This is a genomic window from Gracilinema caldarium DSM 7334 (assembly GCF_000219725.1).
GTDB lineage: Bacteria > Spirochaetota > Spirochaetia > Treponematales > Breznakiellaceae > Gracilinema > Gracilinema caldarium.
In genome coordinates, this window is sequence record NC_015732.1 from 455,353 (window position 1) to 477,656 (window position 22,304).

The 22,304-nt window shown below is 47.5% G+C and carries 23 protein-coding genes; 12 read left to right on the forward strand and 11 right to left on the reverse strand.

From position 1 onward, the window contains the following. Nucleotides 1–3 precede the first annotated feature (3 nt). From SPICA_RS02090 to SPICA_RS02105, 4 genes are read left to right on the forward strand one after another with little or no spacing between them, the layout of a single operon-like run. The gene (locus tag SPICA_RS02090; protein WP_013967891.1) at nt 4–1,296 is read left to right on the forward strand and encodes an ABC transporter permease subunit; all 1,293 of its coding nucleotides are present in this window, start codon (nt 4–6) and stop codon (nt 1,294–1,296) included. Next, entirely contained in the window at nt 1,293–2,093 is an 801-nt protein-coding gene (locus tag SPICA_RS02095) for an ABC transporter ATP-binding protein (RefSeq protein ID WP_013967892.1), read from the forward strand. Before SPICA_RS02090 ends, SPICA_RS02095 begins: the two co-directional genes overlap by 4 nt. A 1-nt stretch (nt 2,094) precedes the next feature. Further along, the gene (locus SPICA_RS02100; protein ID WP_013967893.1) at nt 2,095–2,808 is read left to right on the forward strand and encodes an ABC transporter ATP-binding protein; all 714 of its coding nucleotides are present in this window, start codon (nt 2,095–2,097) and stop codon (nt 2,806–2,808) included. A 19-nt stretch (nt 2,809–2,827) separates the two neighbouring features. Beyond that, entirely contained in the window at nt 2,828–3,472 is a 645-nt protein-coding gene (locus SPICA_RS02105; RefSeq protein WP_013967894.1) for a CBS and ACT domain-containing protein, read from the forward strand. Between the two features lie 29 nt (nt 3,473–3,501). Here SPICA_RS02105 and SPICA_RS02110 read toward each other — a convergent pair whose 3' ends face one another. The 5 genes from SPICA_RS02110 to SPICA_RS02125 all read right to left on the reverse strand — a co-directional run bounded on the left by SPICA_RS02110 (nt 3,502) and on the right by SPICA_RS02125 (nt 10,375). Next, nucleotides 3,502–5,538, reverse strand: coding sequence for a RelA/SpoT family protein (locus SPICA_RS02110; protein WP_013967895.1), 2,037 nt, complete (start codon nt 5,536–5,538; stop codon nt 3,502–3,504). Beyond that, a complete protein-coding gene (gene prmC / locus SPICA_RS02115) occupies nt 5,535–6,413 on the reverse strand; it encodes a peptide chain release factor N(5)-glutamine methyltransferase (RefSeq protein ID WP_013967896.1) in 879 nt (292 codons plus the stop codon). Before prmC ends, SPICA_RS02110 begins: the two co-directional genes overlap by 4 nt. Beyond that, nucleotides 6,410–7,480, reverse strand: coding sequence for a peptide chain release factor 1 (gene prfA / locus SPICA_RS02120; RefSeq protein WP_013967897.1), 1,071 nt, complete (start codon nt 7,478–7,480; stop codon nt 6,410–6,412). The genes prmC and prfA overlap by 4 nt, the downstream gene beginning before the upstream one ends. 1 nt (nt 7,481) lies before the next feature. Further along, nucleotides 7,482–7,652, reverse strand: coding sequence for a hypothetical protein (locus SPICA_RS15550; RefSeq protein WP_169311850.1), 171 nt, complete (start codon nt 7,650–7,652; stop codon nt 7,482–7,484). Between the two features lie 95 nt (nt 7,653–7,747). Beyond that, nucleotides 7,748–10,375, reverse strand: a complete 2,628-nt coding sequence (locus SPICA_RS02125) for a tetratricopeptide repeat protein (protein WP_013967898.1) — start codon at nt 10,373–10,375, stop codon at nt 7,748–7,750. A gap of 97 nt (nt 10,376–10,472) precedes the next feature. On the opposite strand from SPICA_RS02125, the gene SPICA_RS02130 reads away from it, so the two are divergent. Next, the gene (locus tag SPICA_RS02130; RefSeq protein WP_013967899.1) at nt 10,473–11,684 is read left to right on the forward strand and encodes an adenosine deaminase family protein; all 1,212 of its coding nucleotides are present in this window, start codon (nt 10,473–10,475) and stop codon (nt 11,682–11,684) included. A 267-nt stretch (nt 11,685–11,951) separates the two neighbouring features. On the opposite strand, the gene SPICA_RS02135 is transcribed toward SPICA_RS02130, so the two are convergent. The 4 genes from SPICA_RS02135 to groL all read right to left on the reverse strand — a co-directional run bounded on the left by SPICA_RS02135 (nt 11,952) and on the right by groL (nt 14,754). Continuing rightward, nucleotides 11,952–12,164, reverse strand: coding sequence for a DUF6290 family protein (locus tag SPICA_RS02135; protein WP_013967900.1), 213 nt, complete (start codon nt 12,162–12,164; stop codon nt 11,952–11,954). Continuing rightward, nucleotides 12,155–12,430 (reverse strand): type II toxin-antitoxin system RelE family toxin, encoded by a 276-nt coding sequence (locus SPICA_RS02140; protein WP_013967901.1) that lies wholly within the window; start codon nt 12,428–12,430, stop codon nt 12,155–12,157. The genes SPICA_RS02135 and SPICA_RS02140 overlap by 10 nt, the downstream gene beginning before the upstream one ends. Before the next feature lie 74 nt (nt 12,431–12,504). Then, nucleotides 12,505–13,047 carry a DNA-deoxyinosine glycosylase gene (locus SPICA_RS02145; protein ID WP_013967902.1) on the reverse strand — a complete coding sequence of 181 codons (543 nt, stop codon included), beginning with the start codon at nt 13,045–13,047 and terminating at the stop codon, nt 12,505–12,507. Between the two features lie 66 nt (nt 13,048–13,113). Next, nucleotides 13,114–14,754, reverse strand: coding sequence for a chaperonin GroEL (groL, locus tag SPICA_RS02150; RefSeq protein WP_013967903.1), 1,641 nt, complete (start codon nt 14,752–14,754; stop codon nt 13,114–13,116). A gap of 299 nt (nt 14,755–15,053) precedes the next feature. Here groL and sdaAB point away from each other — a divergent pair, with 299 nt between their 5' ends. From sdaAB to rnhA, 5 genes are all read left to right on the forward strand, one after another. Next, nucleotides 15,054–15,767 carry an L-serine ammonia-lyase, iron-sulfur-dependent subunit beta gene (gene sdaAB / locus SPICA_RS02155; protein ID WP_013967904.1) on the forward strand — a complete coding sequence of 238 codons (714 nt, stop codon included), beginning with the start codon at nt 15,054–15,056 and terminating at the stop codon, nt 15,765–15,767. Further along, on the forward strand, nt 15,764–16,717 hold the full coding sequence (locus tag SPICA_RS02160; protein WP_013967905.1) for an L-serine ammonia-lyase, iron-sulfur-dependent, subunit alpha: 954 nt from the start codon (nt 15,764–15,766) through the stop codon (nt 16,715–16,717). The genes sdaAB and SPICA_RS02160 overlap by 4 nt, the downstream gene beginning before the upstream one ends. Next, a complete protein-coding gene (locus SPICA_RS02165) occupies nt 16,717–17,715 on the forward strand; it encodes a Gfo/Idh/MocA family protein (RefSeq protein ID WP_013967906.1) in 999 nt (332 codons plus the stop codon). Before SPICA_RS02160 ends, SPICA_RS02165 begins: the two co-directional genes overlap by 1 nt. 83 nt (nt 17,716–17,798) lie before the next feature. Then, a complete protein-coding gene (locus tag SPICA_RS02170) occupies nt 17,799–18,854 on the forward strand; it encodes a 3-deoxy-7-phosphoheptulonate synthase (protein ID WP_013967907.1) in 1,056 nt (351 codons plus the stop codon). After that, the gene (gene rnhA, locus SPICA_RS02175) at nt 18,847–19,329 is read left to right on the forward strand and encodes a ribonuclease HI (protein ID WP_013967908.1); all 483 of its coding nucleotides are present in this window, start codon (nt 18,847–18,849) and stop codon (nt 19,327–19,329) included. The genes SPICA_RS02170 and rnhA overlap by 8 nt, the downstream gene beginning before the upstream one ends. On the opposite strand, the gene SPICA_RS02180 is transcribed toward rnhA, so the two are convergent. Further along, nucleotides 19,300–19,530, reverse strand: coding sequence for a YdbC family protein (locus SPICA_RS02180; RefSeq protein WP_013967909.1), 231 nt, complete (start codon nt 19,528–19,530; stop codon nt 19,300–19,302). The genes rnhA and SPICA_RS02180 overlap by 30 nt on opposite strands. Nucleotides 19,531–19,657: 127 nt before the next feature. On the opposite strand from SPICA_RS02180, the gene SPICA_RS02185 reads away from it, so the two are divergent. Next, nucleotides 19,658–20,812, forward strand: a complete 1,155-nt coding sequence (locus SPICA_RS02185; protein ID WP_013967910.1) for a hypothetical protein — start codon at nt 19,658–19,660, stop codon at nt 20,810–20,812. After that, complete coding sequence (locus tag SPICA_RS02190) at nt 20,809–21,771, forward strand: LysM peptidoglycan-binding domain-containing protein (protein WP_013967911.1); 963 nt, start codon at nt 20,809–20,811, stop codon at nt 21,769–21,771. Before SPICA_RS02185 ends, SPICA_RS02190 begins: the two co-directional genes overlap by 4 nt. On the opposite strand, the gene SPICA_RS02195 is transcribed toward SPICA_RS02190, so the two are convergent. Then, the gene (locus SPICA_RS02195; RefSeq protein WP_013967912.1) at nt 21,744–22,304 is read right to left on the reverse strand and encodes an NUDIX hydrolase; all 561 of its coding nucleotides are present in this window, start codon (nt 22,302–22,304) and stop codon (nt 21,744–21,746) included. The genes SPICA_RS02190 and SPICA_RS02195 overlap by 28 nt on opposite strands.

Here is a 22,304-nt window from a genome sequence, read left to right on the forward strand (position 1 = left end):
GGCATGAAATCACGTACATTATTTTCCGAATTAGTCAAAGCCATGGGAAATGGTTTATGGTTCTTAATATTGTTATTTCCACTTATGATAATGAAAGTGAGTGTTGTTGGGGGAAAAGCCTTAATAACCTTTCGATGGGGCTTTGCTCCAGTTGTTTTTATCGTATCAACGATACTCTCCTTTTTATGGAAACGGGCATTGATGTGGAACGAACACCGACAGGATAAGATTCCCAGTGAAACCCTTTCTTATAAAGTTAAATCCGTACTGCAAGGTTATTTTAAAAACCCGGTTATAAAAAAATTGAGTACCCTTATATTGTTGGTTTTTGTTGTGTCCTTTCCCTTTCTTTTTGGAATGTATCATACCAATGTGATGATTACAGCTTTTATCTATGTCATTCTTGCACTGGGGCTCAATATTGTAGTTGGTTTAGGGGGGCTCCTTAATCTGGGATATGCAGCTTTTTTTGCCGTAGGAGCTTATACCTATGGTTTTTTATGGAAGTATGCAGGACCCAGTTTTATCAGTGCTGGTATTGATACGGGGTGGCTCTTTTGGATTGCGTTGCCCCTTGCAGGCATTATAGCAACGATCTTTGGAATTCTGCTCAGTCTTCCGGTCTTACGACTTCGCGGGGATTACCTTGCAATTATCACCCTGGCTTTTGGTGAAATTGTCCGCATGGTATTGCAAAACTCTGGTCAAATTACCGGTGGTGCTACTGGTATCAGCCTTATTCCCCGGCCCTGGTTCTTTGGCATGAAACTGGCTCCAAAACAAGCTGCCGTTTATATCTATTATATTGTTGTCGTGCTTGTTATATTCACGATTTATGTGGTGCGCAGAATTGAAGATTCTCGGGTTGGCCGTGCACTGGAAGCCATGCGTGAAGATGAAATTGCCTGTCAAGCCATGGGCATTGATTTGGTTCGGAACAAATTAATAACCTTTGCATTGGGTGCGTTTTTTGCAGGTATTGCAGGGGTGGTGCTCGCCGCTCAAACTACCTATATAAACCCGGACAGTTTTACCCTTTGGGAATCGATTATGGTTCTCATGGCTATTGTTATTGGTGGTACCGGGTCTATCCCTGGAGCGATTGGCGGAGCTATGCTCTTAAAGTTATTACCGGAATATTTCCGTCCCCTTGCTCAATATCGTATGTTGATATACGGAGTCGCGATGATTTTGGTTATCATCTTTAAATCCGACGGATTATTACCCAGGCATCGAAAACAGTATACCTTTGATGAAAAATTGGATAGCAATGCCTCTGCGGGAGCTGGTAAATGAATATTGATGGAAATGCGATTTTAGTTATAGAAAACCTTTCAATGGTGTTTGGTGGATTGCGGGCTATTGATACTGTTTCCATGTATATCAAGAAAGGTGAGATTGCAGCGCTCATTGGACCAAATGGTGCAGGAAAAACAACAATATTTAACTGTATTACGGGGGTCTATACTCCAACTGAAGGGACCATATCAATTTCTCGAAATGGAACGGCCTCTGGAGAAAAATTACATAAAATAGAGGGGCTGAAACCCAATGTCATCAATCAGATGGGGCTAGCCCGGACTTTTCAAAATATTCGCCTGTTCAATAAGATGAGTGTTCTCGAAAATGTGATGATTGGACGCCACAACAGTCTTAAAGCTGGGATTGTTCATGCAATTTTGCGTGATTCCCATACAAAAGAAGAGGAACAACGGGTTATTGAAGAAAGCTATGAGATTCTTAAAAAACTCAATCTGCATATGTATGTAAATGAAATGGCCTGTAATCTTCCCTATGGTGCACAAAGGCGTCTCGAAATTGCCCGGGCTTTAGCTACCGACCCCTTTCTGCTCCTGCTCGATGAACCGGTTGCCGGCATGAATCCTCAGGAAACGAAGGAACTTGAGGAAACCATCAATATTATTCGGGATCAGGAAAAAGTTACCATCCTATTAATCGAGCATGATATGAGTCTCGTAATGAATGTCTCTGAACGGATCTATGTGCTCGATTATGGCCGTCTCATTGCTGAAGGAAGCCCTTTAGAAATTAAGGGTAACTCTGAAGTAATAAAAGCCTATTTAGGAGAATAGTATGGCGGTAATGGAAATAAAGAACATCAGTACCTTTTATGGCAATATACAAGCCCTGCACGATATATCTATATCAGTAGAAGAGGGAGAAATTGTGACCCTCATTGGCGCAAATGGAGCTGGGAAAACAACGACCCTTATGAGTATTTGTGGGATTACCCCTGTACGATCGGGAGAAATCTACTTAGATGGTAAAAATATAACAAAGATTAGTCCTCATAAAATTGTGGAGATGGGAGTTTCTCAGGTCCCCGAAGGCCGACGAATATTCCCTCAACTGACGGTAGCTGAAAATCTGGATATGGGAGCTTTCTTGCGGAACGATAAGGATGGCATTAAACAGGATATGGAAGAGGTCTTTTTTCTCTTTCCTCGATTGGCTGAGCGGCGCAATCAGGCCGGAGGAACTCTAAGCGGTGGTGAACAGCAAATGCTTGCCATTTCTCGGGCACTTATGGCTCGTCCCCGAATTTTACTGCTTGATGAACCTTCCTTAGGGTTGGCACCGCTCATCGTTCAGCATATTTTTGAAATAATTAAAAAAATCAATGAAGAAAGAAAGACGACCATATTTCTTGTAGAACAGAATGCAAATATGGCATTAAAGATTGCTCATAAGGGATACGTATTGCAGAATGGAAGTATTAAAATAACCGATACGGCTGAAAATCTTTTATCGAATGAAGAGGTGCGGAAAGCCTATTTAGGATTATAATTGAGACAGGAGGTTTGTCATGAATGTTGGACAACGAATGACTAAAAATCCGGTAACGGTAACGCCGGATGTATCGGTTCCTGAAGCTCAGGCCATTATGCGCCGTGAAAAAATACGAAGACTTCCTGTTCTAGATAAACAGGGCAAGTTGGTAGGTATTGTTACCAGTTTAGACTTGATCCATGCTTCCCCTTCGCCTGCTACATCCCTGGATATGTATGAGCTTCATTATCTGCTTTCGAAACTGAAGGTAGAATCGGTGATGACAAAAAATGTCATCACGGTTTCGGAAGATCTCCCGATTGAAGAAGCTGCAAGAATAATGGCAGATAATAATATTTCTGGGCTTCCGGTCATGAGGAATACTATTCTGGTAGGCATTATTACAGAATCGGATTTGTTTAAGCTTTTCATTGAGCTATTTGGAGCCCGTCATAAGGGGGTACGTCTTACGGTGCTATTACCAGAACGAAAGGGCGAGCTTGCCGATGTAGCAGGAGCCATAGCAAAAATTGGTGGAAATATTGTTTCCCTTGCAACATTCGAGGGAGAAGATCCAACTAACTCATATTGTACTCTTAAGGTTGAATCGGTTGATAAAACGAGTCTTGTTAATGTGGTTACACCTCTTGTGGAACGAATTGTGGATATCAGGGAGCAATAATGATTCAGCCACGAAGGCTCTCTAGTTCCTTATGATATAACCTGAATGTGAAGTACCGAGGGGACGTTTTTCAGGCTTTTGATGACCTGTTTTAAGTCTTCCCGGTGCTCTAATTGTAATGTGAAAAATCCGGTGAAATGATCATGACTGGTTTCTTCTATTCTTCCTTCCAGCAGATGCCCCTGATGCTTGCGAATTGCCCCTTCTATTGCTGAGAATAGATCATTTGCTTTACGTGCTTCAATTTTAAAGCGTTTAACCAGCTGTGAATTGACCTTTTCCCATTCAACTTCTATTTTTCGCTCTTCGAAGTCGGGGATAAAGTGTAAATTTTTACAGGTATTACGATGAATGATGATTCCTCTGCCCCGTGAAACATAGCCGATAATAGGGTCCCCAGTTACCGGTTTACAGCATTGGGCGAAGCGGATCATCATATTCCGCTCGTCTTCGACCTTAACCTGCAATATATTCCTGGAGATGTTTTGATTTTGAATAACAGTTTGTATGGCCCCCTCGAATTTCTGCGTAGCTGATTGGCCAGTCTGTATAGGTTGAGTTTGATGAGTTGATTGAGATGGTATGGAGGTAGGACTGCTCTTTTTCCGTGCAACAATGTTTTTATCAATGATGAGGGTTTCATCATTCTGCTGGAGCCATGTACGGATTTTGCTTCGGGCTTTTGCGGTTTTTACGGCCCGGAGCCAGTTTACATGGGGATGGGCATTCTGTGTGGTAAGGATTTCGACCACCTGAGTGTTTTTTAATTCTGCAGTAAGCGGTATGATGCTCCCGTCGGCTTTTGCTCCCGCGCAGTGGTCCCCGATGGCTGAATGGATATGGTATGCAAAATCAATAGGTGTGGACCCCGCTGGTAGTTCTATTACCTTTCCCTGGGGAGTGAACACAAAGATTGAATCCTTTAGCAGTTCCTGTTTTATATCATCCAGGAAAGTAGACATATCGAGGCTGTTCCAGTCCTTGAGACGGTTTACAATGGAAAGATCCTCAGGTTTAATAATTTCACTGGTAGTACCCTTCTTGTAAAGCCAGTGGCTTGCAACACCATATTCGGCGATCTGATGCATTTCCTTGGTTCTAATCTGTATTTCTAGTAACTTACCATCAAAGCTCATCACCGTCGTGTGTAGGCTCTGGTAGCCGTTGGATTTGGGCATGGCGATATAATCTTTAAAGCGCCCTTCTATAGGCTTCCAGAGATGATGCACAGTTCCGACTAGCGTATAGCAGTCATCAACCGTATTACAGAGGATTCGGATGCCAAAAAGGTCAAAGAGTTCTTCCGGTCCCTTATTGCGTTTCCGCATCTTTTGATATATCGAATAAAAATGCTTTGCCCGGGCATTTACCACTACTTCTATACCCAGTTTTTGTGTCTCGGTGAGAATGGCTTCTTGGACTCTGTTTAAAAAGCTTTCACGATCCTTTTTCTTGAGGGCTACGATGCCCTTTATCTGATCATACACATCCCGGTTCAGATGCTTCAGTGAAAGGTCCTCCAGTTCGTCCTTAATCCAGGATATACCGAGCCGGTCTGCCAGGGGGGCATAAATATCGAGACAATCCTGGGCATTGGCCTTTCTTCGTTCAGGAGGCAAATAATCCAGGGTTCGCATATTATGAAGTTTGTCTGCTAGTTTAATCAATATAACCCGGATATCCTGTACCATGGCAAAGAGCATTTTTCTTATGTTCTCTGCTTCCTGGAGGGTTTTATTTTTTGCATGAATATCCGCAATCTTAGTAACCCCCTCAACTAATTTGCGGACATCCTTATTAAACTTTTGTTCTATTGCTTCGCCTGTGGTGGCCGTATCTTCTAGGACATCGTGCAATAGGGCTGCTGAAATAGTATCTGCGTCCAGTTTAAGATCTACCAGGATTGATGCAACTCCAAGGGGGTGGATAAAATAGGGTTCTCCTGAGGCCCGTTTCTGATCCTGGTGCAGACTTTGGGCCCATTCGAGTGCCGCAAGTATTTTTTCCTGGTCAGGGCGTTCATAGAGTTGTATTTTTTGTTTAAATTCCTCAATGCGGCTGTTCATCTTATTAGTCTTATCCCCCTGGTGCAGCGCAGGCTGCCGGATAAATCCGGATAGGACTCTATGGCATGAAATCCATTGTTTTTCAAGAGTTCCTGAATAGAACCTATCTGTTCAGGGTCAGACTCGATAAAGAGAGCCCCCTCTCCAACGAGAAGCTCCTTTGCCTGGGTAATGAGGATACGAATAAGGTCAAGGCCGTCTTCTCCGCCATCTAGGGCAATGTATGGTTCCTGCTGAATCTCTTGAGCAAGATTGGGGATGATTCGTCTTGGCACATAGGGCGGATTAGTAACAATGAGGTCGAATTGTTCATGGTTTTCCAAAAAAAAGGCTAACAGATCTGATTGAACAAATTGTATTGAGCGACACTTTTCCGGGCCAAGGATTCGTTCCCCATTGATTCTGCTTATGCTCAGGGCTTCCTGAGAAATATCCGCCAGGGTCAGTTCAATGTCAGGATGATAATAGGCCAGGGAAATACCGATACAGCCCGAACCGGTACAGAGATCGAGGACCTTACAGGTTTTGTATTTTTGCTGTGCCATCGTTGTAAGCCATGAAAGGGCGTTTTCAACGAGGATTTCTGTATCCGGTCGGGGGACCAGGACCGCAGGGCTTACGGTAAAATCAAGCCCCATAAACTCTTTTACACCGGTAATATAGGCAACACTGAACCCTGCGGTGCGTTTGGAAAGAAGTGAAAAATACTGTGCTTCTATTCCGGTGTCGCAATCTGCTCCCTGGTTCAAAACGAGCCAGGTCCGATCTTTTTGTAAAAGATGAGCAAGTAAAAGACTTGCATCCAGTTCGGGGCTTTCTACACCGTGCTGGCGGAGTAGGTTTACCCCCGCAGCCCGTAAAGCCCCGATGGTCATGATGCGGTGGCCTTAAGCAGTTCTTCCCGGGCTGAAAGCTTCAGGGCATCGAAGAGTTCCTGTACATCACCCTGCATGATCAGGTCCAGTTTGTACAGGGTTAGATTGATGCGGTGATCTGTAAGCCGGTTTTGAGGGAAATTATAGGTTCGTATCCGTTCGGACCGGTCCCCGGTGCCTACCTGGCTTTTTCTGGCTTCGGCCCGTTCTGCCTGGGCTTTCTGTTCTTCCATTTCATAAAGCCGGGCTCGCAGAATCCGCATAGCCTTGGCCTTATTTTTAATCTGGCTCTTTTCATCCTGACAATGGACGACGATGCCGCTTGGTATGTGGGTTATACGAACCGCAGAGTCGGTCGTGTTAACGCACTGGCCGCCAGGACCACCGGCCCGCATGACATCAATCCTGAGATCTTCCTGTTTAATTTCAATTTCTGTCTCTTCTGCTTCGGGAAGAACAGCAACGGTAACTGTTGAGGTATGAATGCGACCAGAGGCTTCTGTGGCGGGTACCCGCTGAACCCGGTGGACACCAGATTCGTAACGCAGATTCTCATAGACATTTTTGCCGGCAATGGAAAAGATAATTTCCTTGAGGCCTCCAAGCTCGGTCTCATTCATGCTCATCACTTCGATTTTCCAGCCCTTATTTTCCGCATACCGGGAATACATGCGGAAGAGGTCCGCTGCAAAAAGGGCTGCCTCATCTCCCCCGGCACCGCCGCGTATTTCCATGATGATGTTCTTTTCATCCAGAGGATCCTTGGGAATAAGCAGGAACTTCAGTCGGTCCTGGGCTTCCTGAAGTTTGACCTCAAGCTCTTTGAGTTCTTCCTTGGCTAGTTCCTTCATTTCAGGGTCTTTTTCATTCTGAATCAGACTCTGGGTCTCGGCGATACTGGCTTCTAAGGCTTCGCATTCCCGATGGGCAGCGACAACTTCGGAAAGCTGGGCATGTTCGCGCATTACTTCTCGGTATCGTTTTTGGTCCTTGCTTAAATTGGGATCCTGAACTTCTTTATCTAAAACCTCGAATCGGCTTAAAAGGGACGCTAATCGTTCGTTCACCTTAAATCTTCTCCTTAAAATAGGGGCAGGAGTATATGACAACTTCCATGGGCATGTTTTTATCTTCAAAGTGTTCCATGGATGTAACGAGGGTTTTCTGGAAACGGCATTGGCCGTTTTGAGTACAGAGCGGACAGGCTCCATTCCCACGGGGATTTATGTCAACTTGCATGGTGCATAGATTAGCATTTTTTTGAAACTTTCGCAATGGAGCCCCAGCACGCCGCTGAGCCTTCAGCCCATTCTGCTATGCTTAGGCTTTCTATTTCAGTAAGAGGCTCCCCGAGCCCAGTCGGCGATCAGTTTTTTTAAGCCCTCATCGTACAGTTTGAGCCGCTCACCACAGGTAGGACACACAAAACGGCCGCTTGCATCGAGGGATTGTTTTGCACAGCCAATACAGTAGGTTTTGCCGCAGTGGATGCAGGTCCCCGCAGGGAGCTCATCCGGCGGTTCAGCCACAAGCCGCAGGGGCGGTGCCGCCGGCGGCTCCAGGGGCACCCGCCAGTTTCGGCTGCAACTGGCGCACTGCACCAGCCTGGTGGTTCCCATGAGGAGCCGTTCCCGTAATTCCTGTACCGATTCATATTCAACTGATTCCGGTGCTACTAAATGCTCCAATTTCTGGATACAATCTTCGGCGCTCGTCCATCGGGCCATCGTAATATAGATCCAGGCGAGCGCAGAAAGGAAGCTGGTATTATCAGGATCCCGTTCTAAAGCAAGGCGGTAAGCAGCTTCGGCACGGGGAAATTCACCTTTTTTATAGGCAATATAGCCGATTAAATCGAGAACCGCTTCGTTTTCTTCCCGATCATAGGCCTTAGCCAAAAGCGTGTCGGCTTCACCATACAGCCCCAGGTTGATGAGACAATTCGCCTGATCTATAAGGTAGTCGAGCCGCTCAGGGCATTTTTTCAGGGCTTCTGCAAAATACGCCTTCGCTTCTTCGAGCCGGTCTGCCCGATACAGTATGGTTCCAGCCTGATGTGCCAAAAGGCCTTCCGGGTCATCCACCGCATCATCGTTCAGCAATAGTAGGGCATTATCGATATTCCCGTGGAGGTAAGCCAACTCAGCCTGATTCATTCGGACTGCCGCTTCTTTCGGGAGCAAAGCCGCTGCTTTTTCCAGGTATGCCTTTGCCGAATCCAGGTTACCATCCTTTAACGCAACCTGGGCTGCCAGGTTCAGTGTCCAGCCATCATCGGGCTGTAGTTCAAAGACCCTGTTGATATGGTCCCACAGTTCCTTTTCCTTTGGATTTTGATGTAAGAGAAAAAGGTTTTCTGCAAGACGGAAATGAAAGATCGCCGAATCGGGGGCAAGCTCTACCGCGCGCTTAAGAAGAGCCAGGGCGGCCTTGCGTTTATCCTTTTTAATGAGGAGAAGGGCCCTCAGGTAGGGTACCGCGGGGTCAAGGCCGATGGGTCCACCAGATGCACCAATGCCGCCCGTACCACCGGCACCGGCCGCCGCATCCGCTGAGGTCTCACCTGTGCCAGACTCATCCCCCACCCGGTCTGCCAGGGCCAACTCTTTCTCTGCCCGATGAAAATCCTCGATGGCAAAATAGTATTTCCCTGCCAGGCTGTGAGAGCGGGGATCGTTACTGCCCAGATCCAGTACGCGGGGAATGACCAATGCCAGGTCGTTATAGTTTTCAGTGTTTAAAAAGAGCCGCCCCGCCAGCAGGTACCGTTCGAGGGCTGTTTTATCATCGCCGAGCCGTTCATAGGCAGAACCTGCGTTCTGGGCAATAAGGGCATTTTCATTGTCGAGACTCAAGGCTTTATCGTAGGCCTCTGCCGTCAGGTCAGGTCTACCCAGGTTGATGTAGGCATGTCCCAAAAGGGTGTGCAGCAGGGGATCCTGGGGAAAGATTTCTAAAGCCCCTTTTGCATGTTCTTCTAGATCCGCATATCGGCTCTGCAGGTACAGCAGTTTTGCCTTTTCTGCCAGGGCATTCCGGCTTTCTTCAGAATCGATATCAGCCTCGAGGCAATGGTCAAGATACTCCTCTGCCTCTTCATACAGGGACAACTGCATCGCGCAACGGGCCGCAAAAAGAAGTTCCTGCTGACTGCGGGGTGCACCGGCGGTTTTCCAGATACGTTTTATCTGTACCAGGGCTGACAGGGGCTGATTCATGGCGAGGAAGGTCTCCGCCAAACGGAACCGGGCTTTTTCATCAATCTTGATGAACCGGTTCCACCGCAGATGAACCGCCTCTACTTCGATAAGCCTTGAATCTACGGTTAATGCCTGCAGCCGACCGGTGATGTTCCCTTGACCGGTACTGGTCTCTGGATCCGCCTCTTCATAGGAAACCACTGCAAAGGCCAGTTTTCCTGAAGGAATAGTATCATCAACAATTTCTCCAGCCCACTTATCATTGATAATAAAAGTAAACTTATCACCCAAAGCGATGATCCGCACTGAGTTATATTCTCCCTCAGAGCTGTGAAAATCAGGGGCTTCCGTCCAACCGATAAGCGGCATGGTGGTACCGTTAAACAGTACATCAAACCTGAAATAACCTTTGGTAGAAAGCAGAAAGGAATAATAGCTCGAATCATCGGCCCTGCGGAACTGAAATCCCGCTGCCCCATAAGTTCCCTGGGCTTCTAAACGAATTTTCCCTTCTATAATAAGGTCGGCATAGCGATACAGCGGATCCTCTACCCAGGCAAATTGAAGACCCTTCTTCAGTGCTAGCGCAAGGCCCTGTTTCCCTATACTGCTCTCATAGGTGGGCCCTGTTTCCGGCACGAATCGGGCTTTGTGGGGTTTGGAAAAATCTGCCACCCATCGTTCTTCCTTGAGTTCTTCGGTATCAATTGCTTGTTTTCGAAACAGACGAATAAACGGAAGATTTTTCAAAAACTGCCACATATATAACCTTTGTATCGCAAAAATGCTGAAAAGTCTATTATGGCGAGTCTTCCCTCGCAAGATTGACGCCTGAAATGGCAGGAAGTATAGTAAAAGGATGCAGTACTTTACCGATGATTTTATCCAGGCCATACCGAAAACGGATCTACATGTCCATCTGGACGGTAGCCTCAGAATTGGTACCCTCATCGACCTCGCTAAGGCCTCCGGTGTCTCTCTGCCTGCCATGGACGAGGCGGGTCTGCGAAAAACCGTATTTAAGGATTCCTATCAGAATCTGGAAGAATATCTGGCTGGTTTTGCCTATACCACGGCGGTACTCCGCAGTCGGGACGCCCTATATCGGGTTTCTTATGAACTCTTTATGGATAATGCCGCCGAAGGAGTCCGTTATCTCGAAGTTCGCTTTGCACCGCAGCTCCTCATGTCAGAGACCCTCAGCTTCCAGGATGTAATGGAAGCCGTTGACCAGGGGCTCAGAGATGCAAGGGATAAGCTGAACCGCCATAGGCCCAGCAACGAACCTGCCTACGACTATGGTATTATCGCCTGTGCCATGCGCTTTTTTACTAAAGACTTTTCTCCCTATTACCGGGATTACAGCCGGATGCACGAGTTTTCTTCCCCTACGGAAATCATCAGCGGGGCCAGTCTCGAACTCGCCAAAGCGGTAGTCCAACTGCGGGCCCATTCATCAATCCAGATTGTTGGTTTCGATCTGGCCGGTGCAGAATATGGCTACCCTGCCAGTGATCATCAGGCGAGTTATGAACTGGTTGAGAAGGGGTTTCTTCATAAAACGGTCCATGCGGGGGAAGCCTTTGGTCCCGAAAGCATCTTTCAGGCGGTGACGAAACTGCAGGCCGACCGTATCGGCCACGGGCTCCACCTTTTTGATGTGGACCTTATCCGCAGTTCACACGAACAGGATCCGGAAACCTATGTAAAAGAGTTGGTCAATTATATCGCCAACCGGCGCATCACCGTGGAAGTATGCCTCACGAGCAATATGCAGACTACGCCGGACCTGAAAAGCCTGGAACAGCACTCCTTCCGGCGGATGCTTGAACAGAAACTTTCGGTAACCCTCTGCACCGACAACCGCCTCGTTTCTAACACCAGCCTCTGCAAGGAGTACCGCCTTGCCCTGGATACCTTCCCTATCACAGCCCATGACCTTAAAAACATGATTGCCTACGGCTTTAAGCGATCCTTTTACTACCACCCCTATCCCCAGAAACGGGCCTGGGTCCGCTCGGTTCTGGATTATTACGATCGCATCGCCCGGCAGTTTGGAATCAGAGAATAGTGAGGGCGGGTGAGGGGGTATTGAAGGCTCCTATTGTATCCCTTACATCCCGTTATCAGTTTGTCGGACTTGTCCTAAAGGCTGCTCGCCATATCATCAACGGGATGTTATTTATGGTTATCATAGGATTAACCTGCGAAACCTACATGGCGCGGTTTGTGCCAGGCGAAGCCTGACGCACATAACCGTGCCATAGGCGACTCAGGTTGAAGCGATTGTTAAGCGTCTTTTTGTTCCCAATTCTCTAAAACAATATCATCAATTTTATTAAATACTTTTCAAGATGTCTTCTGCGGTAATAAACTTCTTATTTATTTCATCACTTTCAAATCGTTCTATAAACTCTCGATCTATATAATCTTCGTACATCTCCATTATTGAATCCCTAATGAGTGTCGATTTATCTTTTTCTAGGTGTTCAGATAGGAAAGATACTATCTTCTCTTCTTCACTATTTAACCGTACAGATATTACTGCCATTTCTTATAAATCTCCTCTCTCTTATCAATTGTAATAACGAAAATATCTTCTTCCTGTATATAGAAAATCGCGCGATACTTCCCTTTTCTCAAACGATGATATACTCGATTTTTCTCTTCAGCTATCTTCAGTTGCTTTATATCAAAAAGACTTAAGTCCTTTGTTAAGTCTAATGACATGAATGCATTATTAAAATGCACAAAAATCTCTTTTGGGATTTGGCCTTTCTTGATGCGCTTTAAAACTTCTTCAAGATATCTGACCATGTTTACAATGTACTACACTTATAGCGAAATTTCAACTATTATATAAGGGGTGACAGTCAAGATAGATTACGCCCTCACTCCAGTATCGCCCTTTCCCAGAGGGTTAACTTATCTTCGAGTCGTCTAAACTGTTTTGTCGGTACCGGACTCGTCGATGGGAGCCTGTAGACAGAAATTACTCTTTTCTGCGGCCCTTCCCAGGTCCGAATTGAACCTATAGGGGGGAGGGCCCCCCTGTGCCCCAGTATTTTGCGGTAAAAGAGCTCTGCCGCAAGACTTCCGTTTAAAAGAATGCGGACTATGGCCGTATGAGCCGCTACAAGGCCTGTAATATCATTCAGAACTGGTTCCATGATATTCTGGTCCAGACTGCCGATCCGCTCGCAGGAAGCCACCAGGTCCCAGAGGGCAAGCTGTCCCGCCGTAAGCAGGGCCCGCTTTTCATCAATACTGACCGGTACCGAAGCCTTACAAATGCGGGCCAGGATGGGCCAAAAATGGTTGCGGCCATGTCCATAATACATTCCACATTCCAGGCTTGCTGTGCTCGGAAAGGACCCTAAGATGAGAAGCCATGCATCCTGAGCTATAATTGGCGGAAATCCATGCAGTCGCATGATACAAGTATAATAAAAAGGGCGGCCCCCTGGCCGCCCCTTACTGACTTCAGGTTACAGGATCGATTAGTAATCCATTCCCATGCCGCCCATGCCGCCACCAGCGGGCATTGCGGGTTCTTTCTTTTCAGGAATATCGGTAATGGCGCATTCGGTGGTCAGAAGCAGACTCGCGATAGATGCAGCATTCTGCAGTGCTGACCGGGTAACCTTGGCGGGATCGATGATACCGGCCTTAACCATGTCCACCCATTCCATCTTAGCCGCATCAAAGCCGATGCCCTTTTTCTCGCTCTTGGCCTTGTCAGCAATGACAGCCCCATCGAGACCGGCGTTTTCTGCGATCTGGCGGATTGGTTCTTCCAGGGCCCGCTTAACAATCTTAAAGCCAACCTTTTCGTCATCGGTGAGATTGGAAATGTCAGCTTTTTCCAGAGCGATGGCTGCCTGAATCAGAGCGAGACCACCACCGGGAACGATACCTTCTTCGATAGCCGCCCGGGTAGCGGAGAGGGCGTCTTCCACCCGGTGTTTCTTTTCTTTGAGCTCTACTTCGGTAGCCGCACCAACATTGATGACCGCTACGCCGCCGGCGAGCTTGGCCAGCCGTTCCTGGAGCTTTTCCCGATCATAGTCAGAAGTGGTTTCTTCGATCTGGGCCTTAATCTGGGCAATCCGGTCCTGAATGTCCTTCTGCTTGCCAGCCCCATTGATGATGGTGGTGTTGTCCTTATCAACCTTAACGGTCTTGGCGCGGCCGAGCTGGGAAATATCGGTATTTTCGAGTTTGAGTCCCAGTTCTTCGGAAATGACTTCGCCGCCGGTAAGGATGGCGATGTCTTCGAGCATGGCCTTGCGGCGATCGCCGAAACCGGGAGCCTTTACGGCGCAGGCTTTCAGGGTTCCCCGGAGGCTGTTCACAACCAGGGTAGAAAGGGCTTCACCGTCCACATCCTCAGCGATGATGAGGAGGGGTTTGCCGCTTTGGGCTACCTTCTCCAGGAGAGGAAGCATGTCCTTCATGGAAGATATTTTCTTGTCATGGATCAGGATATAGCAGTCGTCATAGACACTGGTCATGGTGTCCCGATCGGTAACGAAGTAGGCGGAAATGTAACCCCGATCGAACTGCATACCTTCGACAAACTCGATGGTGGTATCCATGGTCTTGGATTCTTCGACGGTAATAACCCCGTCCTTTCCAACCTTTTCCATGGCATCGGCGATGGTATTACCAATTTCGCTGTCGTTGTTTGCGGAAACAGAAGCGACATGGGAAATTTCTTCCTTGTCCTTAATTTCCTTGGAGTTTTTCTTAATTTCTTCAACGGCGAGCTCAACGGCCTTGTCTATACCCCGTTTCAGCTCGATGGGGGTCATGCCGGCAGCAACGGCCTTAAGACCTTCTTTTACAAGAGAATAGGCAAGAACGGTTGCAGTGGTGGTTCCGTCACCGGCCACGTCGTTGGTCTTGGTGGCTACTTCTTTCAGGAGCTGGGCGCCCATGTTTTCGTAAGGGTCGGCCAGTTCAACCTCTTTTGCTACGGATACACCGTCCTTGGTAACGGTAGGAGCCCCAAACTTTTTATCCAGGAGCACATTGCGGCCCTTGGGCCCCAGGGTGACCTTTACGGCCTTGGAAATCTGCTCAACACCAGAGAGCAGCTTGCGGCGGGCTTCTTCGTTGAACATCAACTGTTTCGCCATATTTTCGTTCTCCTCTTTTCTCTGCCGTCAGCGCATCATACAACTGCTCATCTCCCTTGAGGAGATTACAGACTGAAGCGGTTCCGGCTTAGTATGGTATGGGATAATATGCCTTCATCTGTCCAGCGAAGCAGCGAAGGCTCGTTACTAAAATACTAAAAGATACCCCAGAACGGCAACAGAAAATGGGCTCTTTTTATATGTTTTTACATGAGCCCAACCGCTTTTCAATTTCCAGGCAAGTCTACATGGGAGCATCTGCTTTCGCATATGCCGTTCGTAGTGTATACTGAATCTGTATGGCGTACACATCCTATCAAAAACAGGTTACCCTGTTCGATATTCTTGGTCCCATAATGATTGGTCCCTCCAGCTCTCACACTGCTGGGGTCGCCCGCATTGGCTATATGGCCCGAAAGTTGTTTGGAGAAAAGCCTGACTCGGTGGCAATCCAGTTTTATGGTTCTCTGGCGGCTACTTGGAAGGGTCATGGTTCGGGGGATGCCATCATTGCTGGGCTTCTCGAGATTCCCCCTGAGGATGAACGTTTGCGGGAGGGTACTAAACTTCTCGAAACTGCCCTGAACGATGGCAGTGGTTTCCCCATCACTATAGATGCTGTTCCAAAACTCCCATCTGGCTGGCATCCCAACACGGTGCTCTTGGTGCTATCAAACCCCAAAAAACAGTTACGTCTGCGGGCAAGCAGTATTGGCGGTGGTTCTATCCAGATTGATGAAATTAACGGTTATCAGGTAACCCTTACGGGCATGCTCGATGCCCTTCTGGTAGTTCACCGGGATGAAGTTGGAGTCATCGCTATTGTGTCCCATATCCTCGCGGCGAATCACATCAATATAGCCGCTACCTCCAGCCACCGAAAAGAAAAGGGCGATGAGGCTCTCCTTGTCATCGAAGTTGATGAACCCATTCCATCCTCGATTATTGAACAAATACAGAATCTGCCGCCGGTGTTTTCGGTCATCCATCTTCCGTCTCTGGAGCATCTATGAAATATCAGTTTTCTACCCTGAAGGAACTCTATGAAATTTTAGAGAGTGAACGCCTCACTATTGATGAATATCTTCTCCAGCGGGAAGCCTTTCTCAGTGGAAAAAACCTAGAATTGGTCATCGCAGAATTGGATCGGCGTATAGCCATAACACGGCAGGCACTCATTCGGGGTCTTTCAGAACCACAACAATCCCGCTCAGGCCTCACACAGGGAGCTGCCTATAGGTATCTACGCAGCTCTAACAGAATAGTACGGGACCCCTTCTTTCATCGTACTGTTGCCTATGCTCTTTCAATAAATGAAGTGAATGCCTGTGGTGGTAAAATTGTAGCCTTTCCTACTGCGGGCTCAAGCGGTATCGTGCCGGCAGTTATTTGGGCCTACTGGGATTCCTTTGTTCCAGAAGAGTCCAAAGCTGCAACTGAAACAAATTCGGAAACGAGGGTGATTTCGGTCCCGCGTTCCCTAGATCCTCCCTATAGCAGATCCTTGCGTTCTGCCTTTCTCATAGCAAGCCTCGTTGGAATCTTCATTGCCCAGGGTGCCACCCTCGCAGGGGCTGAAGGGGGCTGTCAGGCAGAATGTGGTTCTGCCGGTGCCATGGCTGCAGCTGCCTTAGCTTCGTTACAGGGTGCGAGCTTGGAGACCTGCTTTCATGCGGCAGCCCTTTCGTTAAAAAACGCTTTGGGTCTTGCCTGTGACCCCGTGGCGGGTCTTGTGGAAGTTCCCTGTGTTAAACGGAACGGTTTCATGGCAACAAATGCCCTTACTGCGGTGGAACTGGCCCTGGCGGGGATTCAAAGCCGTATCCCCTTCGAAGAAGTTATTCAGGCGATGAAACAAATTGGGGAAAGTCTTCCCGCATCAATCCGGGAAAGTGCCGAAGGAGGCCTTGCGGTCACTCCAACCGGTTTGTACTATAAAAAGCTCATTATGGGAGGTGAATAATGGATAAACTTAAGATGGGTGTGCTTGGCTGTTCCGGGCACTATGCAAAACGAATTGCAGTGCCAATTCTGGAATCCCTGCTTGTGGAACCCTATGCAATCGCATCCCGGGATCTGCAAAAATCACAGGACTATGCAAAAAAATGGGGTTTTGCTAAAGCCTATGGTTCCTACGAGGACCTACTGAAGGACTCGGAGATCGATTTTATCTATAATCCCCTTCCCAATCACCTGCATCTCGAATGGATTAAAAAGGCCGCCGATGCAGGGAAGCCCATACTCTGTGAAAAACCGATTACCCTGAATGCCAAGGAAGCTCGGGAGGCCGCAAGGTACTGTGCGGATCGTCAAGTCCCCCTGATGGAGGCCTTCATGTATCGTTTCCACCCTCAATGGCAGCGGACTCGGGACCTCATTCGTGCCGGTGAAATCGGGACAGTAATGAATACCCATTGTATATTTACCTACAATAACCAGGATCCCCGCAACATTCGGAATATCGCCGAGTATGGCGGTGGGGCTTTGCTCGATATTGGCTGTTATGCCGTGTCATCAGCTCGGTTTGTGATGGAACAGGAGCCACAACGGGTTCTCTGTATGGTGCAAAAAGATCCGGAGTTTAAAACAGACATTTTAGTGTCAGGCATTCTCGATTTCGGTGAGGGCCGTCGGTCTACCTTTACGGTAGGGACCCAGCTCTTTTCCATGCAGCGCTTCGATGCCTTCGGAACCGGCGGTTCCTTAAGTATTGAGGTTCCCTTTAATATGTATGGTGATGTAAGCGGTCACATCCATGTAGCAACCGACGTGGGCCGCAGGATGATCGAAACCGAAATAGTGGACCAGTACCTTATGGAATTCGATTCCTTTGCCAGGGCCCTTCTGGAAAACCGGGAAGTGCCCACGCCGGTTTCCGATGCGGTTGCAAATATGGCAGTACTGGATGCGTTAAAGCAGTCTGCAGAAACAGGCACCTGGGTCCCGGTCCGCCTCGAATAGCCTGCAGCGCTGTCTTTTTGATAAAAACCCTTTCACAGCCTTGCGATGAGACGCTATTCTCAGTATGCTAAGTCAGGATTTATATGATACGTACAAACAATCTACGCATAGCCGCTGAAATACCCCTCGTTTCTCCCGCTGAACTTGCACGGGAGATTCCGCTTTCCGATCGAGCCGCGGAGACAGTAGCTGAAAGCCGTAATCGAATCACCTCTATATTGCGAGGTAAGGATAAGCGGCTTTTAGCTATTGTTGGCCCCTGTTCTATTCATGATCCAGAAGCGGCCCTTGAATTTGCCGAACGGCTTAAAGTTCTGTCAGACCAATACCGGGACCGGCTCTGTATTGTGATGCGGGTATACTTTGAAAAACCCCGGACTACCCTGGGGTGGCGTGGGCTTTTGGTCGACCCTGGAATCGATGGTTCCTATGATATTTCCCGGGGTTTGCGGATTGCCCGCCGCCTTCTTGTCCAGATAAATGATATGGGACTCCCTGCGGGCAGTGAAGTTCTTGATCCGATTATTCCCCAGTATATAGCAGAATTAATCTCTTGGGCATCTATTGGGGCCAGGACAACTGAATCACAAACCCATCGGGAAATGGCTTCAGGGCTCTCAATGCCTGTTGGTTTTAAGAATGCTACCGATGGAGATGTTCAAATTGCTATTAATGCCATTGTTTCTGCTGCCAATCCCCATTCCTTTGTCGGTATAGATCGTCAGGGCAATACAATAGTTTTAAGAACTACAGGAAACACCGATTGTCACCTTATTTTACGGGGCGGGAAACATGGTGCCAATTTTGACCGATTGCATGTCCGTGAAGCAGCACAGAAAATGACAGAAGCAAAACTTCATCCTGCTATCATAATCGATTGTAGTCATGGCAATTCCGAAAAAAAACCTGAACGGCAAGCCCTTGTCTTAAAAGATATTTTAGCTCAACGAGAAGAACCCGATTCACCAATTGTAGGTTTTATGATCGAAAGCAACCTCTATGAGGGCTGTCAGAATCCTAACCCCGGTGGAGAAGGTTTACGATATGGGGTTTCTATTACAGATCCTTGTATTGGCTGGGATGCTACTGCAGAATTGCTACATGAAGCCTACGAGAGGACCACAATTGCCTATGAATGATACCCAATTGATGGTATTTACCGATGGAGGTTGTTCTGGCAATCCTGGGCCTGGTGGGTGGGCCTATCTCATTGTCTGTGAATCTCGAGGGATTATTGATGAAAAGTGGGGTGCTGAGCAGCTCACTACGAATAACAGGATGGAACTATCCGCTGCTGTTGAGGCTCTTGAGGCTGTGTTGGTCGATCCCTCGCTCAGGACTGTCGCGATTACCCTGTACACCGATTCCCAATATGTCCAGAAAGGGATAACCTCCTGGATTCATGGCTGGAAACGCAATGGTTGGAAAACAAGCAACAAGGAACCAGTGAAAAACCAAGACCTCTGGCAAAAGTTGGATCAGCTTGCGAATACGCTTCAGGTTGAATGGCGCTGGGTCAAAGGCCATGCGGGCCACGAATACAATGAACGGGTCGATCGGCTTACCCAGGAAGCTATTGCTTCTCTATGTAACAGAATTGATCGCCCCTGTTAAAAATTCAAGTAATTTTTGAGCCTCTTCCTTGGTAAGGGTAATCCCCTTGCCCATTTTTTCATGATCCGGTGACCAATCTCGAATATCAAGTTTTGGTGCTCTGTTATTCCAAGAAACCATATTTAGTTCCTTTTTCCAGCCTGATTTTTCTTCAGAAAGTACACCAAAATGTTTTGTGATTTCGAAGGTTATATCTGACATAGGTACTCCTTACAATTAACAAATTTATACTGAAACTTATAACTAAACAAGTTTGTTTTATAAATATAGGTTGTAGTACAGGAAAAAATGGGCTACAATAGGTTATAATTTTAAGTGAGGAGAGCCTATGAAACACAAATTGTTTGTTTCAGCCTTATTAGGGGTAAGTTTAATCCTTATGGGGCTGATCTCCTGTTCCAGCGGACCAAAACCTGCTGCTTCTACGATAGAGGAACCTGGAGTTCAGACTGAAACTCCAAAAACAACAGCTGACGAAAAAGCATCCGAGAGCTCCGATCCATCAAAACTGCCACCGGATCAGGCTGCTGAATCCGCTCTCGCCGAAGCAGTAGCTCGTGCAGAAAAATCAAGAAAACAAGCCTTTGATCTGGAAGCCCCCACAACCTTTGCAGAGGATTGGAAAAAAGCTGAAGATTTCTTTCTGATGGGGCGTGAAAAGGCTCAGGTAAAAACCCAGCTTTCCTATTCGGAAGCAATTACAGCCTACACCAAAGCAACTGATGCTTATGATGAACTTGCTCTTAAAGCGTTGCCCCTCTATGCAGAAGCTCGTCGACAGGAAATGGCAAAAGCCAGAGCCGATGCGGTTAAAGCCGGAGCAGACCAGTTATTGCCAGAACAACTGGCAGTAGCAGATAAGGTCGCTGACAAAGCCAAGACACAATATGAAGGAGGAGATTATTATACCGCTGCAGCTGCCGCTCAGGAAGCCCGGACCCGTTATCTCATTCTCAAAACTGGGCTTGAGGCTTATTCGGTCCAAGAGGAAATTGACCGCCGGGATTTTGCAAAATATGATGCTGGAAATTACTCTTTAGCGGAACAGAAACTGCAGGCTTCGCATCAAGCCTATGATGCAGGGGATATCAGTCCTGCTCAGAATAATGCTGAAGAAGCGCTGCTCCGATTCCGTCTTGTACTGAATAAAGGGCGGGAAATGAATGCTTCCAGCAGAAGCCAGGCTGCTCAGGCAGAACGGCAAGCCGCCCAGGACCTTAAAGCCAATGTGGCCGTGAAAAGTGATTTTGAGAGAGCCCAGGCTGTATTCGCTGATGCAGAACAGGCTTTTAAAGCAGAAAAGTACGATGAAGCCGCTGATTTATATGCAGAAGCAGAAACGCTGTTTGCAGATGTAAAAACTGTGGCTGCAGAAAAACGGGCACAAGCCTTAGAAGCTATGCAAGCTGCCCAACAGAAAATAACTGCAACTGAGGATGCTGCCAAAAAGGCTGATACGGTTCTGGAAGGAGGCAGTCGATGAAACGGATACTTTTTATAATAACCACAATCCTTCTGTCCAGTGAAATGTTCCTCTTTGCGCAGACCAATCTGGATGAGCCATCAATAGAATTGCCAGCCATAGCTGTATCCCAGGACCCTATGGTTATGGAATCTATGACAGTTTCTCAAATTACTGGGGAAAGGACCCTCGCTCGGGATGGTGCTCAGGTTCTTCCTATCCTCTGGAATTTGGATCCCTGCGACCCATCTGAAACGCTGGAACTTACTGCACTTCTTACCCTGGTTCAGGCGGCAGTTCCCGATAGCCCCCAACCCATGGAAACTGAAACAAATCTTCCTTCCGGGGTGTTGAATAATCCCTATTATTTAGAAAGTCTACGATACAAAGCCCTCGCTGAAGATGCCTTTGAATATGGCGATTATGATGCGGCCGCCACCTATGCCTCCGAAGCTTTGAAAAATGCCCAGCTGTCTGATGACTATATTGCACTTCAGTTATCCATTAAGTCTGCACGGGATTCATTAGCAGCTGCAAAGAATCGGCTTGAGTGGGCAAGCTCTATCGGTGCTGATAAAACCTACCCAAAACAATATACCACTGCCCAAACAGCGTATCGCGAAGCTGAAACTGCACTAGCCGAAGAACGCTGGCAGGATAGTTTAGCTGCATCGAAACGGGTTTTCGAAGCTCTTGCGTCAGTACAGCAGCTTGCTCCTTTACCTGCCTACTACACTGTTCGGCCCTGGGCTACAATTAAAGATTGTTTTTGGAATATTTCTGGTTATGGGTTTGTCTATAACGACCCAACCAAATGGCGGATTTTATACGAAAAGAACAAAGCTAAGCTTCGCCAGCCGAACAATCCTAATCTGATACATCCCGGTTTGGTTCTGGAAATCCCCAGCATTTATGGTGAAATTCGGGATGGCATGTGGGTGGCAGGCCGGGCTTATGCCCCACTTCCAAAAGCTAAGTAAAGACAGAGCGCACTTGCCATAAGGGCATGGATGTAGGGTGCCTTACCCATGCCCTTAAGCACTTCATGTATCGGGACCTGTTCCACGTCGACATATTCGTCGTCGTCCAGGTCCTGATTTCCTGTATAGATAAGATCCTTTGCTAAGAAGACATGCACACGGTTTGACATAATAGCCGGGTTAGGGTTGAATTCGCCCAGTTTAGTGATTGTTCCCGCCCGGTATCCTGTTTCCTCTGTAAGCTCCCGCTGAGCTCCAACTTCTTGTGTTTCCCCCTGTTCGAGAACACCACCTGGAAATTCAAGACTTAAACTGCGGCTGCCATGTCGCCATTGACGAACCATGAGAAAATGGCTGCCTGCAGGTTTTTCTATAAGTGGGATTACAATTACCCAATCTGGTGCATCAATAACAGAAAAAACACTTTTTGTTCCATCGGGGGCTTCGCTGGTGGTGTCCCGTACAGAAAAGACTCGACATTGGTAAACCTGTTTTGTTTCTAATTCTTTCCAGATAAGATGGGTATGTTTCAT

Excerpts from the sequence above, each read along its gene's own strand:
- SPICA_RS02090 (WP_013967891.1), top strand. The coding sequence starts at position 4 with ATGAAATCACGTACATTATTTTCCGAATTAGTCAAAGCCATGGGAAAT.
- SPICA_RS02095 (WP_013967892.1), top strand. The coding sequence starts at position 1,293 with ATGAATATTGATGGAAATGCGATTTTAGTTATAGAAAACCTTTCAATG.
- SPICA_RS02100 (WP_013967893.1), top strand. The coding sequence starts at position 2,095 with ATGGCGGTAATGGAAATAAAGAACATCAGTACCTTTTATGGCAATATA.
- SPICA_RS02105 (WP_013967894.1), top strand. The coding sequence starts at position 2,828 with ATGAATGTTGGACAACGAATGACTAAAAATCCGGTAACGGTAACGCCG.
- SPICA_RS02110 (WP_013967895.1), bottom strand. The coding sequence starts at position 5,538 with ATGAACAGCCGCATTGAGGAATTTAAACAAAAAATACAACTCTATGAA.
- prmC (WP_013967896.1), bottom strand. The coding sequence starts at position 6,413 with ATGACCATCGGGGCTTTACGGGCTGCGGGGGTAAACCTACTCCGCCAG.
- SPICA_RS15550 (WP_169311850.1), bottom strand. The coding sequence starts at position 7,652 with ATGCAAGTTGACATAAATCCCCGTGGGAATGGAGCCTGTCCGCTCTGT.
- SPICA_RS02125 (WP_013967898.1), bottom strand. The coding sequence starts at position 10,375 with ATGTGGCAGTTTTTGAAAAATCTTCCGTTTATTCGTCTGTTTCGAAAA.
- SPICA_RS02130 (WP_013967899.1), top strand. The coding sequence starts at position 10,473 with ATGCAGTACTTTACCGATGATTTTATCCAGGCCATACCGAAAACGGAT.
- SPICA_RS02135 (WP_013967900.1), bottom strand. The coding sequence starts at position 12,164 with ATGGCAGTAATATCTGTACGGTTAAATAGTGAAGAAGAGAAGATAGTA.
- SPICA_RS02140 (WP_013967901.1), bottom strand. The coding sequence starts at position 12,430 with ATGGTCAGATATCTTGAAGAAGTTTTAAAGCGCATCAAGAAAGGCCAA.
- SPICA_RS02145 (WP_013967902.1), bottom strand. The coding sequence starts at position 13,047 with ATGCGACTGCATGGATTTCCGCCAATTATAGCTCAGGATGCATGGCTT.
- groL (WP_013967903.1), bottom strand. The coding sequence starts at position 14,754 with ATGGCGAAACAGTTGATGTTCAACGAAGAAGCCCGCCGCAAGCTGCTC.
- sdaAB (WP_013967904.1), top strand. The coding sequence starts at position 15,054 with ATGGCGTACACATCCTATCAAAAACAGGTTACCCTGTTCGATATTCTT.
- SPICA_RS02160 (WP_013967905.1), top strand. The coding sequence starts at position 15,764 with ATGAAATATCAGTTTTCTACCCTGAAGGAACTCTATGAAATTTTAGAG.
- SPICA_RS02165 (WP_013967906.1), top strand. The coding sequence starts at position 16,717 with ATGGATAAACTTAAGATGGGTGTGCTTGGCTGTTCCGGGCACTATGCA.
- SPICA_RS02170 (WP_013967907.1), top strand. The coding sequence starts at position 17,799 with ATGATACGTACAAACAATCTACGCATAGCCGCTGAAATACCCCTCGTT.
- rnhA (WP_013967908.1), top strand. The coding sequence starts at position 18,847 with ATGAATGATACCCAATTGATGGTATTTACCGATGGAGGTTGTTCTGGC.
- SPICA_RS02180 (WP_013967909.1), bottom strand. The coding sequence starts at position 19,530 with ATGTCAGATATAACCTTCGAAATCACAAAACATTTTGGTGTACTTTCT.
- SPICA_RS02185 (WP_013967910.1), top strand. The coding sequence starts at position 19,658 with ATGAAACACAAATTGTTTGTTTCAGCCTTATTAGGGGTAAGTTTAATC.
- SPICA_RS02190 (WP_013967911.1), top strand. The coding sequence starts at position 20,809 with ATGAAACGGATACTTTTTATAATAACCACAATCCTTCTGTCCAGTGAA.
- SPICA_RS02195 (WP_013967912.1), bottom strand. The coding sequence starts at position 22,304 with ATGAAACATACCCATCTTATCTGGAAAGAATTAGAAACAAAACAGGTT.